A 13,876-nucleotide genomic window follows, 5' to 3' on the forward strand; every position below is an offset into this window, starting at 1 on the left:
TGGCGAAAATGGCCCGCCTCAGAATATTGTTCCGGTCGACCGCGGTGCGCCTCTCGGCGCTCTATATCCTTTTATTCGCGCTCTGCGCCGCCTTTCTGGTCTTCTACGTCACCGCACTTTCCGAAAAGCTGCTGAACCAGCAGACGCGTGATGCCGTCTTGCAGGAAGTATCTGATGTGCAGCGCATCTATAATCGCGGCGGCATCAACCCGCTGCTCAGGATGATGGAGCGCCGCGCCCGCCAGCCGGGCGCGAGCCTTTACGTCATTGCCGGCCCGAACGGCGAAATCCTTGCCGGTAACGTTGCCTCCGTGCAGCCCGGTGTCTTCGACAAGGAAGGCTGGACGGGCTTTCCCTTCCGTTACGAGCGTTATTCCGAAAGCGGCGACAGCGTGCAGCACCTCGCCACCGCCAATATTTTCCTGCTGGATAATGGCCTGCGCATCCTGATCGGCCGCGACCTTGGCGAGCCGACCAAGTTCCGGGCGCTGGTGCGCAATGCGCTGATGGTGGCGCTGGCGATCATGAGCGGCGGCGCGCTGCTCATCTGGTTCGGCATCGGCCGCAATGCGCTGAAGCGCATCGATCGCATGTCGGCGGCGACCAAGAAGATCATGGCCGGTGATCTGTCGCAGCGCCTGCCGCAGGGCCGCTCGGGAGATGAGTTCGACCGGCTGTCCGGCTCGCTCAATGCCATGCTCGGCCGCATCGAAAAACTGAACGAGGGCCTGCGGCAGGTCTCCGACAATATCGCCCACGACCTGAAGACACCGCTGACCCGGCTGCGCAACAAGGCCGCCGCAGCACTTGACGACGATGACGAGACCAAAAGGCGCTCAGCGCTTGAGGGCATCATCGCTGAGTCCGATCAGCTCATCCGCACCTTCAACGCGCTGCTGATGATCTCCCGCGTCGAGGCCGGCTCGATCGCCGCTGAAATGACCGATGTGGACGTCTCGGCAATCGCCGCAGACAGCGCCGAACTTTACGAGCCGGTGGCCGAAGATGCCGGCCTTGTGCTGGAAACCCAGATAGAGCCCGGACTTTCGGTGCAGGGCAACCGCGAACTGATCGGCCAGGCGCTGTCGAACCTCATCGACAACGCCATGAAATATGCCTGTGAAAGCGAAGGCGACAAAAAGCTCGTCATTCGTCTGGCGAGAGAAGAAGAAGCAATCGTGCTTTCCGTCGCCGATAATGGCCCCGGCATTCCCGCCGACAAGCGCGGCGAGGTGCTGAAACGTTTCGTGCGGCTGGATGAAAGCCGTTCCAAACCGGGCACCGGCCTTGGCCTCTCCCTGGTGGAGGCCGTGATGGAACTGCATGGCGGATCGCTGCTGCTGTCCGACACCGATGCGTCGAATGCCGCCTGCCCGGGGCTGACAGTTTCGATGGTATTTCCCGTCTCAAAACCATAAGCCAAGCCATACGGCGATCTCGTCGCTGCAAGCGATGGCGTTGCCTTGCGTCAGCGCGGGTAACGGTTAGGCGGATCACCGAAATTTGCGCAGACATTCTTTCCCGGTCGGAAAAATAGCTCCCATCCGAGATTGAATTGACAGGTGATCGGAAGAATATTCATGGGGATGATTGCTGCACTTTATGCGTCGGTCTGATGGCGATCGACAAGAGGACTTGGCGACAGATGGCAGGCACCACTCCCACAGCCAGCGACCGGCATCGCCCGGTCATTCTGTTCGATGCCGAATGTGTGCTGTGTTCCGTGAATGCGCAGTTTGTGCTGCGGCACGATAAGGCAGGGTACTTCCGGCTGGCGTCGATGCAGGGAGAGGTCGGCGCGGAAATCTATCGGCGTCATGGCATTGACCCCACCAATCCGGCAAGCATGCTGGTCGTCGAAGGCGACAGGGTGCGGCAGGACAGCGACGCGGTGCTGAGCATCTATGAGGCGCTTGGCATGCCGTGGCGGCTTGTTGCCATAATGCGCGTCATTCCCGCCTCCTTACGCGATCCCCTTTATCGCTTCGTTGCACGCAATCGCTACCGGTGGTTTGGAAAGCGTGAGCAATGCTGGGTAGCGCCGCCGGAATACAGGGACAGGATCCTTTAACCGGGTTGATGGCAGGTGGACGCTCGACGTTCGGACGGATGCGCGACCATATTGGGGATGTGGTCGCGCGCCCTCGTAGATGGGTCGCCCCAACTCAGAACGTATAGGCCACGCCCACCATCGCAAATGGCTGTATGTCCTTTTTCACCACCGGGCTGTCCTTGGCGTCGCCCAAGAGAAAACCGACGCCGCCGGTCCCGGTGATCGTCCAGTTCTCCGTAATCAAGTAGGAGACCGAGGCGCTGGCGTCGATGCGTTTGAAGCCGGCTTTGGCGTCGTAGCGGCGCAGGCCGGAGCGGGCCGATTGCGCCGAGGTGACGCCGAAATAGGATTTCATGTGGTTGTCATCCGCCCAGGTGGCGGAGAGGTCTGCGCCGAGAATGAACTGGTCGACCTTGTGCGAGACGCTGGCGCCGACGGTGGCGGTCAGGCCTTCGCTGCCGCCAATGGTCTTGTCCACCTTGGCGTAGATTTCGAACGGGTCCATGCCGTAGGCGATGACGCCGCCGACCACGCCGCCGGCCTTGATGTCGCCCATCCCGCGCAGGTTCTTCCTGTCGTCCTTTTCCTTGCGACCGCCTTCCCAGCCGCCCTTGATGCCCAGTCTGAAACCGTTCTGGTTCAGAACATTAACGGTGACACCGCTGAAATCGATGCTCAGCGTATCGCCATATTGCACGGAAACCAGGGGTACGGCGCCGGCTTCCAGCTTGTCGGAGCCTTCATATTTGGGGGCATAGGCCGCGCCGACGCCGAGCGTGATCTTCCAGTCGCTGGAGCTGCTGTAGCGGGCATTGTCGAAATTGCCCTGCGGATCGGCGAGCCTGTCCGATTTGCCGATATCGGCGGCAGAAGCGGGCGTGGAAATGATCTGCGCCATGGGCAGTGCTGTCAGGCACAATGCCATCGCACGCAGGTTCTTTTGCCATTTCACCGTAAAAAATTGTTTCATGATCATATCCGTTGCAGCATCGAGCGTTGGAAAACCGGGGAGTCGGGTTTCGTTGAGGAGGACGCTACGCGGGCACAGTTGCGGAGACATTACGTGGTGCCGGGACTTGCACTTCGGAGCGAAAAACCGGGGCGCGGCCTTGGAAAACATCGCCGGAAACGGTTTTCCTCATCGCAAAGCGCCTCGCATTTGTTACAACGCCAAGTCTATGCGCCCGAAGGCTTCGGCAGAGGATGGCGGCGGAACGGTTTGCGGGGAGCGGCCCGTTCCTGAAAATGCTGCAGGCGGAAGAGCGTGGATGAGAAAGCGGCAAGAGGGAGAGAGACAGTGACGAAACCCCAAAACGCCGAAAGGCGGCTGAGCGAGGTTCTGCCGGGCGTGATCCGCCCCTATACGCAGACGGAACTGAAATCCGTTCTTTCAACGCTGAAGGACATCGGCAAGGTTGAGCCGGCGGTGGCGGCGTTGCTGGCGGACGAAAGCCCGCTTAAGGATTTTATCGCTGCGGCCTTCACCCTGTCACCCTATCTGCGCGACATGGCGGCGGCGGATGAGGGGCTGCTGACGCTGGCGATTTCCAAACCGCTGACGCCGCTGCTCACCGATCTCGTTCGTGACGCGCGCGATTGCTGGAAACCCGGGCAGGAAGGCGGCTTACCCGTCGAAAACGAGGTGATGTCGCGGCTGAGAATCGCCAAGCGGCGGCTCTCCTTCGTCGCGGCGCTTGCCGATCTGGCGCGCATCTTCACCGCCCGCGATACGACACGCTGGCTGAGCGAGATGGCGGATGCATCGCTTTCCGCCGCCATCGATCACCTGCTGCTTTCCGCCCATGAGAGCGGCAAGCTGAAACTGAAGAACGTCGCCGCGCCGAGCGAAGGCTCCGGCCTGATCGTGCTCGGCATGGGCAAGCTCGGCGCGCGCGAACTCAACTATTCCTCCGATATTGATGCCGTGGTGTTCTTCGAACCCTCGGCTGGCATCATGGACGACCCCTATGATGCCACGGAGAATTTCGGCCGCATGATGCGCCGTCTTGTGCGTATCATGCAGGAGCGTACGGCGGATGGTTATGTCTTCCGCACCGATCTCAGGCTGCGTCCCGATCCCGGTTCGACGCCGCTTGCCATTCCCGTGGAAGCGGCGCTGCTTTATTACGAGGGCAGGGGCCAGAACTGGGAGCGCGCCGCCTATATCAAGGCGCGGCCGGTGGCCGGCGACATCAAGGCGGGTGAGAATTTCCTGCGTGAGCTGACGCCTTTCATTTTCCGCAAATATCTCGATTATGCGGCGATTGCCGATATCCACTCCATCAAGCGGCAAATCCATGCGCATAAGGGCCACGGCGCCATTGCGGTGAAGGGCCACAACGTCAAGCTCGGGCGCGGCGGCATTCGCGAAATCGAGTTCTTCGCCCAGACGCAGCAGCTTATCGCCGGCGGTCGCATGCCGCCGCTTCGTGTGCGGGCGACGGAGGAGGCGCTTGCGGCGCTGACGGAAGCGAAATGGATCGATGCCGAAACGCGTGACAGCCTGACGGAAGCCTATTGGTTCCTGCGCGAAGTGGAGCATCGCATCCAGATGGTGCGCGACGAGCAGACTCATGTGCTGCCGGACACCGAAGCCGAACTGAAGCGCATCGCCTTCATGCTCGGTTTTGCCGATACCAAGTCCTTTTCCGAGAAGCTGGAGGAGGTGCTGCGGCTGGTGGAGCGCCGTTATTCGGCGTTGTTCGAGCAGGAGACGAAACTGTCAGGCGAGGCCGGCAATCTGGTCTTCACCGGCCAGAAGGACGATCCCGATACGTTAAAGACGCTCTCCACGCTGGGCTTCGAGCGGCCGGAGGATATTTCCCGCGTCATCCGCACCTGGCACAATGGCCGCTACCGGGCGACACAATCGGTGGAGGCGCGCGAGCGGCTGACGGAACTGACGCCGGACCTGCTGCGGGCCTTCGGCGAAAGCAAAAGGGCCGATGAGGCGTTGCTGCGCTTCGACAATTTCCTCTCCGGCCTGCCGGCTGGCATCCAGCTGTTTTCGCTGCTTGGCAACAATCCGGCGCTTCTGTCGCTCCTGGTAACGATCATGTCTTCGGCCCCGCGTCTTGCCGAAATCATCGCCGCCCGCCCGCATGTCTTCGACGGCATGCTGGACCCGGCGCTGATGAGCGACGTGCCGACGCGCGAATATCTCGCTCACCGCATGGGCAATTTCCTCTCCAATGCCCGCCATTACGAGGATATTCTCGACCGGCTGCGCATCTTCGCCGCCGAACAGCGGTTTCTGATCGGGGTGCGGCTCTTGACCGGCGCGATCCGTGGCGAGGTCGCCGCCCGCGCTTTCACCCATCTTGCCGATCTGGTGATAGAGGCGGCGCTGAATGCCGTGCTGGCGGAAATGGAAGCGGCGCATGGGCCTTATCCCGGCGGCCGTGTCGCCGTCATGGGCATGGGCAAGCTTGGCTCCTTCGAACTCACCGCCGGTTCTGATGTCGATCTCATCCTGCTTTACGATTATGACGATGCCGCCCAGGAATCCACGGGCGTTAAACCGCTTGATGTTGTGCGGTATTTCACCCGCGTCACCCAGAGGCTTATCGCGGCACTGTCTGCCCCGACGGCGGAAGGTGTGCTTTACGAGGTGGACATGCGGCTGCGCCCCTCCGGCAACAAGGGGCCGGTGGCGACGCGTATTTCCGCCTTCGAGAAATACCAGCGCGAGGAAGCCTGGACCTGGGAGCACATGGCGCTTTCCCGCGCCCGGCTGATCTGCGGCGAAACCTCGCTGATGGAAGACGCGCGCCGCATCATCGCCTCCATCCTTTCGCAGAAGCGCGACGTGGCCAAGGTTTCCGCCGATGTGCTGGAAATGCGAAACCTCATCGAGCAGGAGAAGCCACCGGAGAATATCTGGGACTTCAAGCTTATCAATGGCGGTTTGGTTGATCTGGAATTCATCACCCAATACCTGGCGCTGGTCGGCCCCGTAAAAGGCCTTGCCCCTCATGAGCCGGGCCGTAACACGGCCGAGGCGCTGCAGGTGCTGGCCGCACCCGTCATGGAGCCGCAGGCGTTCGACGACTGCATGGCGGCGATGGGGCTCTATACCGAAATCTCGCAGATCGTGCGGCTGTGTATAGACGGCGCCTTCAATCCGAAGGAAGCGCCGGCCGGATTGACCGACCTCGTCTGCCGGGCGGGGGATTGCCCTGACATTGCGACGCTGGAGGGTGAGGTGAAGCGGCTGGCGAAAGCGGTGCGGAAGGTGTTTGTGGGGACGGTGAAGAATGGGGGGTAGGGTTGGTGGGTGAGGCTTCACCCCCCTCTGCCCTGCCGGGCATCTCCCCCTCAAGGGGGGAGATTAGCTAGAAGGATGCTCCCCGGCAAATTCGCAACGTTTGAGATGATCGAGCGATTGCAGCTGGTCGATCTCCCTCCTTGTGGGGGAGATGCCCGGCAGGGCAGAGGGGGGTATGGCACCCACCAATATTACCCAATCAATGCACCGTCCCGCAATGCCCCGCCACATGCGGAATAATAATCGTCACCACCGTGCCGCGACCCTCACACGAGCGGATCTTCATCGTCCCCCCATGCAGCTTCACGAGCGAGCGGGAAATGGCAAGCCCAAGGCCTGAGCCGCCCTGGCTCTTGGCATATTGGCTCTGCACCTGCTCAAAGGGTTGGCCGATCTTTTCCAAAGCCTGGGTGGGAATGCCGATGCCGGTATCGGCGATGGTGAGGATCATCGCGGCCTCGTGCACATGGGTGCGCAGCGCGATGCGACCGCCATCACCGGTGAATTTCACAGCGTTTGACAGCAGGTTGAGCATGATCTGCTTCATGGCGCGGCGGTCGCCCTGCATCGTCAGCCCGGCGCAGACCTTCTGCTGCACGGTGATGTTCTTCTGTTCAGCCTGAATGGCGGTCAGACGCAGGGTTTCCTCGATCAGCGGCGCGAGATCGATGGTCTCGCGGTTGATGCGCATATGGCCCGCCTCGATCTTCGACATGTCGAGAATATCGTTGATGACATTCAAGAGGTGCTTGCCGCTGTCATGGATATCGCGGGCATATTCGGAATATTTCGGCGAACCGACCGGCCCGAACATCTCGTTTTGCAGGATTTCGGAAAAGCCGAGAATGGCGTTGAGCGGCGTGCGCAGCTCATGGCTCATATTGGCGAGGAATTCGGATTTCGCCCGGTTGGCGGCCTGGGCGCGCTCTTTTTCGGCAAGGTAATTGGCGTTGGCGTCGGAAAGCTCGGTCTTCTGCCGCTCCAGCTTGTGCTGTGAGGCGGAGAGGTCGCCGATGGTCGCCATCAGCCGGCGCTCGGAATCGCGCAGCCGTTCCTGATGGCGCTTGAGCAACGTGATGTCGGTGCCGACGGAAACGAGGCCGCCATCATGGGTGCGGCGCTCATTGATCTGCAGCCAGCGCTCGTCGGCCAGCTGCACTTCCGTGGTGCGCGATAGACCGGACTGGTCGGCATCGGCAACGCGACGCTCCACCACGGGGCGGGCTGCGGCCGCATGCACGGTGCTTTTTTCGGTGCCGGCCACCAGCACGCTGTCAGGCAGGCCATAGGCCTTCTGATAGTGGGTGTTGCACATCACCAGACGGTCATTCTTGTCCCATAGCACGAAGGCTTCCGAGGTGGATTCGATCGCGTCGGCAAGACGCTGGTCGGCCTCGGCGTAACGCTGGGCGAGGCGGTGCTGTTCGGTGACGTCCATGGCGATGCCGATGACACGCGGACCGTTATTGGTGCGGATGACCTGGGCGCGGGCGCGCAGCCAGACATAATGGCCCTTGGCGTGGCGCATGCGGAAAATCTGGTCGATCTGGCGCAGATTGCCGCAACCGACGGCGCGGGCCAGTTCATAGAGATTGCCGTCTTCGGAATGCATCATTCGGGCGGCATCGGAAAAGGACAGTGGTGCAGCCTTGGGCGGCATGCCCAGAATTTCGTAAAGCGAACCGGACCAGAACATGCGGCGTGAGGAAAGATCGAAATCCCACAACCCGCAGCGGCCGCGCGACAGCGCCGTTTCCACCCGCAGGTTGGATTCGGCGAAGATGTCGTCGGCATCGCGGGCGCGCTTCACCTGCATGTAATAGGCGTAGAGCACCACGAGCAGGATCGAGGAAATGCCGGCAAACAGCGTGACGTTCATGGCGATTTCGCTGCGCCAGAAGGAGCGGATCGGCTGCAGCGAACGCGCCGCGATGACCATCGCGCCATCATCGCCGAAGGGGATCATCGTCGCGTAATGCTGCTGGCCGTCAATATTGGTCTCGATGGTGCCGGGTGCGCCGGGAAAACGCTGCACGATGGCGATTTCCGGAAGCAAAGCGGGAAGCGACGTGCCGATATAAAGCATTGCTTCCTTGCCGGCGCCGGCAAAAATCCGGCCATTGCTGCCTGAGAGCAGCACGATGGTGCCATCGGCAAGACTGCCCGATGGCAGCGCCGAAACGAGGCTTGCTTCCGCGCGGGCGCGGTCCTGCGCGGGAAAGACGGTGCCGTTGTTGAGAAGCGCTGCCTTGGCGGTCAGCGCCGTCAGCGCCGTGGAATGGCGGGCGGCCTCTTCCATGCGGCTATATTCCGCGACGATGCCGAGCATGCGCGAGGCCGCGACGACGACCAGAAAGGCGAGGATGAGAATGGGTATCAGCCGCTTCAGCAGCGTCTCGACCTGCGGCGCCGGGCGGTCGGAGCCATTCATCAAACCCATCAGGTCGCTGGAGAGCTTCTCGCCCCAGGCCGCAAGATCAGAAAATTTGGCATACGGCCGCTCATCGCCCGCAGTCGCCCGCCGCACGTTCGTCATTGTCCCGCCTTTGTGATGTCCCCATGATTCGAAGCGCCGCCGCTCGAATATGGCTAGTGAATCAAATGCGATTCGCCCTGTCCAGAGGCAAAAGTTAAAAGAATTTTAACCCCTTGAACCGACTCCGTATTTTTTCGGGACGCTTTCTTCCAGCCCCGTCGAACTCGGGAATTATGAGTGAAATCAGTGAGCCGGCACTAGAATACCGGCTGTCGCGGGAGGCGGGGGAAGCGGCTTTCAGACGCCGTCGAAAGCGTCGAGAGCCGGGCCAAGCGCGCTGACGACGCCGTTCCCGGCGGCCGGCAGACCAGTCAGCACCGCGCTGATGATATCCTCACGGCTTGCGCCACGCGCCTTGGCTTCCATGACATGAAAGGCGATGCCGCTTTCAAGGCGCAGCGCGGCCAGAATGCCGATATAGATCAGGCTCTGGGTCTTCACATCAAGCGTGGATGCCACACCCAGTTTCTGCACGGCCTGAAGCCATGCCGCATTGTGGGCGGGAGCGTCCGTCATGAAGCGTTGAAACGAAGCGCTGGCCTTGGACATGTCGGTCATCTGCAATTCCTTTCTGCTGCCGGGCCGGTCCTGGCCCCTTGAGACCATCATGTTGCGGAATGCATTACGCCGCCTTGATGGATATCAAGACGGCGTAACGGCATGTTCGAAAATGGTGGCAAAGCGGAAGCTTGGCTTAGCCTTTCAGGATACGCCCGACAATGTCGCTCACATCCGTGGACAGGCCCTTGGCGTCGGCAATCGTCGACAGTGCGGCCTTCGCGTGTTCGGCGCGGCTTGCCTCCAGAGACCGCCATGAACGCATGGAGGTGAGAATGCGCGCGGCAAGCTGCGGGTTGCGCTTGTCGATGGCGATGATCTGCTCCGCCAGGAACCGATAGGCTGCGCCGTCTGCGCGGTGGAAGCCGGTGGGGTTGGCAAAGGCCAGCGTGCCGACCAGCGAACGCACCCGGTTCGGATTGGTGGCGATGAAATGTTTCGATTTCATCAGCGCCTTGATGCGATCAAGCGCGCCGTTGCCGGGAATGGCGGCCTGCAGCGAGAACCACTTGTCGAGAACCAGCGCATTGTCGGCGAAGCGCGTTTCGAAAGCCGTAAGCGCTTCTTTCGTCTCGGCACTCTCGGGGAAACGCTGGGTCAATACGCTGAGCGCATGTGCGAGATCGGTCATGTTGGTGGCGTCGGCATAGGCTTTTGCCGCGCGGGCAGGGGTTTCCTCGGCAAAGGCAAGGAAGCTGAGAGCGCCATTGCGAAGCGAACGGCGTCCGGCACTGTCCGCATCCGGACTGTAGGCCTCGCCGTTACCCGACGCTTCCGCAAGCTGCCTGAAGGTTTCAAGCCCGGCTGTTGCGATCGCCTTTATCGTGGCGTTGCGCGCCTTGTGAATGGCGTCCGGATCGGTATTGCCACCCAGTTCGCGAGCGATATCCGTTTCGCTTGGCAGCGCCAGCGCCTGTGCGCGGAAAGCGGGTTCGAGCGAGGAATCGCCGACGATTTCAATAAGCGTTGCGATGAGCTCGGCGTCCGTGCGCACTTCACCGCCATTCTGCACCGCTTTGGTGGCGGCAATCAGTGCTGGCAAGGCAAGATCGGTCAGCGCCTGAAAACGGGCAAACATATCCGTCTCGTGCCGGGCGATCTGCACCAGATCGGCGGCGTTCTGCTCGAAATGCAGATTGACCGGCGCCGAGAAGCTGCGATTGATCGACAGCACGGGCCGCGAGGAAATGCCGGAGAAGGAGAAGGTCTGGTTGCGCTCGGTCAGGTGCAGCACGCCATCCCGATATTCGCCGCCGGCGACTGCCTGTGGCTCGGCGATCTGACCATTGTCGAGAATAAGCGCCAGCGACAGCGGGATGTGCCGTGGCTGTTTTACCGGCTGGCCGGGTGTCGGCGCCACGGTCTGTTCCAGCGTCAGGCTGAACGTCGCCTTGCCGGCATCATAAGCGGAGGAGACGGAGACCAGCGGCGTGCCGGCCTCGGTGTACCATAGCGAAAACTGCGACAGATCGCGGCCGCTGGCATCGGCAAAGCTCTTGACGAAATCTTCAACCGTCGCCGCTTCGCCGTCATGACGTTCGAAATAAAGGTCCATGCCCTTCTTGAAATCGTCAGCACCGAGGATCGTGGCGATCATGCGGGTGACTTCGGCGCCCTTTTCATAAACGGTCGTCGTGTAGAAATTGTTGATTTCGCGGTAAGTGTCTGGGCGTGGCGGATGCGCCAGCGGACCGGAATCCTCCGGAAATTGCTCCGATTTCAGATGGCGCACATCGGCGATGCGCTTGACCGGGCGCGAGCGCATGTCGGCGGAAAATTCCTGGTCGCGATAGACCGTCAGGCCTTCCTTCAGGCACAGCTGGAACCAGTCGCGGCAGGTGATGCGGTTGCCGGTCCAGTTGTGGAAATATTCATGCGCGATGATGCGCTCGATATTGGCGTAGTCCGCGTCAGAGGCGGTTTCCGGGTCAGCCAGCACGAATTTGTCGTTGAAGACGTTGAGACCCTTGTTCTCCATCGCCCCCATGTTGAAATCGGATACGGCGACGATCATGAAGATATCGAGGTCGTATTCGCGGCCGAAACGCTCTTCGTCCCATTTCATCGAACGCTTCAGCGCGTCCATGGCATAGGCCGCACGCGGCTCCTTGCCGTGCTCGACATAAATCTTCAGCGCCACTTCACGACCGGAGAAGGTGGTAAACGTGTCTTCCACCACGCCGAGATCACCGGCGACGAGCGCGAAGAGATAGCTGGGTTTCGGATGCGGATCGAACCAGGCGGCAAAGTGACGGCCCTCGTCGTAATTGCCGCCACCGAGGAAATTGCCGTTCGACAAAAGCAGCGGATTGCCTTCCTTCGCCGCGATGATCGTCACCGTATAGGGCGCCAGAACATCGGGACGGTCGGGGAAATAGGTGATGCGGCGGAAACCTTCCGCCTCGCATTGGGTGCAATAAACGCCATTGGTGCGGTAAAGCCCCATCAGCTGCGTATTGACCTGCGGATTGATGTAATTGGTGACGCAGATCTCGAAGGGCGTTTCCGCCGGCAGATCACGGATGGTCAGGCTGTCGGGCGTAGCGTCATATTGGCTGGCGGGGATCTCGACCTGATCGAGCAGCAGGCCCGAAAGCGTCAGCTCATCACCATCGAGAACAAGCGGTGCCTGTGAATCGACGCCTTCGCGTCGGTGAAAGATCAGACGGGCTTCGACCTTGGTATTCTTGGGGTCGAGTTCGAAGGTGAGATCCACCCGCTCCAGAACGAAATCGGTGGGGCGGTAATCTGCCAGGTGAACGATCTGGCCCGTGTCTGTTCGCATGACTGTTCCTGAATAACTTAGCGTGGTCTTCCCGCCATCATGTCGTCATAAGGCCGGGATGTAAAATAGGTGGAGTATTCGTCACGTTCATGTGCGCATCGGAGGACATTCTGTCCCGCCATAAAGGCTTTACCGGCCATGCAGACGATCCTCCCCCGCCGCCGGACCCATGGACCATCGCAGCAAATGTTGAACGATTACTGAAATTATATTTTATTTTCTTCAAATTTTAGCGCATGTCGCTTTGATCTGACGCGAGGCCGAAAACGCGAAAGCAATTCTTTGCCGTCACCAAATCAACCGAATTCATGGGTGAATAACATTTTTTGATGTAAAGGCCGGGAGGAATGTTCTAGCCTTGCGCAAATCCAATTCCCCTGCGTCGTCCTCCCCGCATGAAAATTTACCGATGGCGTGTTTGCGCAGCCGATATGAGTAACTGCCAATGAACGCCGAACCGACCAATCCCTTCCGCGGGATCAGCATGAAGCTGGTTTCGGTTGGCTTTTTTCTTGTCATGCAGACCTGTATCAAGGCCGCCGGTCCCGATGTGCCGGCCGGCCAGATCACCTTCTTCCGCTCCGCCTTCGCCATTATCCCGATTGTCGTTTATCTCGCCTGGCTGCATGCGCTGACCAGCGCGCTGCACACCAACAATCTTCTCGGCCATTTCAAACGCGGTTTTCTCGGCATCCTCTCCATGGCCTGCGGCTTTTACGGGCTGACCATGCTGCCGCTGCCGGAGTTTATCGCCATCGGTTATGCATCGCCGCTACTGGCCGTCGTCTTTGCCGCTTTCATCCTGCATGAGAAGGTGCGCGTCTATCGCTGGAGCGCGGTGTTCGTCGGCATGATGGGCGTGCTGGTGATTTTGTGGCCGAAGATGACGCTTCTGCGCGAAGGCGGTTTTGCCGCCGGTGAGGGCCTGGGGGCGATTGCCGTGCTGTGTGGCGCGGCGCTGGGCGGCCTGGCGATGATCCAGGTGCGGCAATTGGTCGATACCGAAAAAACGCCGACCATCGTGCTCTATTTTTCGCTCACCGCCACCCTGCTGTCGCTGGTGAGCGTGCCCTTCGGCTGGAGCGCGCTGACGATGACGCAGGCCATGCTGCTGATCACCAGCGGCATCTGCGGCGGCGTTGCGCAAATCTTCCTGACGGAGAGCTACCGCCATGCCGAAGTCTCGGTCATCGCACCCTTCGAATACAGCTCCATCGTCTTCGGGATCGCAGTTTCCTACATTCTGTTCGGAGACATCCCCACGCTCACCATGCTGATCGGCACGGCGATCGTCATCCTTGCCGGTATATTCATCATCTTCCGCGAGCATCAGCTGGGTCTGGCAAGACGGGCAGCCCGCAAGGCCTCTACGCCGCAGGGGTGAAGTCGCCATTTCCCCGATATGTTCCGTTGAAGTTGATGACGACGGGTATTTCTTCTCTCGGCGTCATCCTCGGCCTGTCCCGAGGATCTGCCAACGTTTTGATTTTGTTGAGGTGATTAGATCCTCGGGTCAAGCCCGAGGATGACGTCGCGGGAAACATTCGTCCCTTGCGCCCTCAATCTCGATGTCATGAGCGTGCAGAAATCTGAACCGGACAACACCACGAAAAGCCCGGGGATGACGTCAGAGTATTTGGCAAGGCTCTTAACCTCGCCGTCTCTCTCAGCAAAACG

General features: G+C 60.5%; 8 protein-coding genes. 4 read left to right on the forward strand and 4 right to left on the reverse strand.

Features of this window, described 5'->3' with window-relative positions; genetic code table 11:
- Positions 1-8 precede the first annotated feature (8 nt).
- Together EXN68_RS01865 and EXN68_RS01870 are read left to right on the forward strand one after the other, a co-directional pair.
- A complete protein-coding gene (locus tag EXN68_RS01865; protein ID WP_142839928.1) occupies positions 9-1,418 on the forward strand; it encodes a sensor histidine kinase in 1,410 nt (469 codons plus the stop codon).
- Positions 1,419-1,645: 227 nt separating this feature from the next.
- A complete protein-coding gene (locus EXN68_RS01870) occupies positions 1,646-2,071 on the forward strand; it encodes a thiol-disulfide oxidoreductase DCC family protein (RefSeq protein WP_142839410.1) in 426 nt (141 codons plus the stop codon).
- A 94-nt stretch (positions 2,072-2,165) separates the two neighbouring features.
- Here EXN68_RS01870 and EXN68_RS01875 read toward each other — a convergent pair whose 3' ends face one another.
- Positions 2,166-3,029, reverse strand: a complete 864-nt coding sequence (locus EXN68_RS01875; protein WP_161991159.1) for a MipA/OmpV family protein — start codon at positions 3,027-3,029, stop codon at positions 2,166-2,168.
- A gap of 321 nt (positions 3,030-3,350) precedes the next feature.
- Between EXN68_RS01875 and EXN68_RS01880 the strand changes: the two genes are divergently transcribed.
- Entirely contained in the window at positions 3,351-6,320 is a 2,970-nt protein-coding gene (locus EXN68_RS01880; RefSeq protein WP_142839411.1) for a bifunctional [glutamine synthetase] adenylyltransferase/[glutamine synthetase]-adenylyl-L-tyrosine phosphorylase, read from the forward strand.
- Positions 6,321-6,519: 199 nt separating this feature from the next.
- Here the strand turns inward: EXN68_RS01880 and EXN68_RS01890 are convergent, their stop codons facing one another.
- The 3 genes from EXN68_RS01890 to pepN all read right to left on the reverse strand — a co-directional run bounded on the left by EXN68_RS01890 (position 6,520) and on the right by pepN (position 12,199).
- Positions 6,520-8,856 (reverse strand): PAS domain-containing sensor histidine kinase, encoded by a 2,337-nt coding sequence (locus EXN68_RS01890; protein ID WP_142839412.1) that lies wholly within the window; start codon positions 8,854-8,856, stop codon positions 6,520-6,522.
- Positions 8,857-9,093: 237 nt separating this feature from the next.
- The gene (locus EXN68_RS01895) at positions 9,094-9,414 is read right to left on the reverse strand and encodes a carboxymuconolactone decarboxylase family protein (RefSeq protein WP_142839413.1); all 321 of its coding nucleotides are present in this window, start codon (positions 9,412-9,414) and stop codon (positions 9,094-9,096) included.
- 136 nt (positions 9,415-9,550) lie between these two features.
- Complete coding sequence (pepN, locus tag EXN68_RS01900) at positions 9,551-12,199, reverse strand: aminopeptidase N (protein ID WP_142839414.1); 2,649 nt, start codon at positions 12,197-12,199, stop codon at positions 9,551-9,553.
- A gap of 445 nt (positions 12,200-12,644) precedes the next feature.
- On the opposite strand from pepN, the gene EXN68_RS01905 reads away from it, so the two are divergent.
- On the forward strand, positions 12,645-13,583 hold the full coding sequence (locus tag EXN68_RS01905) for a DMT family transporter (protein WP_142839415.1): 939 nt from the start codon (positions 12,645-12,647) through the stop codon (positions 13,581-13,583).
- Positions 13,584-13,876 lie beyond the last annotated feature (293 nt).

This window comes from Martinezella rhizogenes, from assembly GCF_007002745.1.
Taxonomy (GTDB): Bacteria; Pseudomonadota; Alphaproteobacteria; order Rhizobiales; family Rhizobiaceae; genus Agrobacterium; species Agrobacterium cucumeris.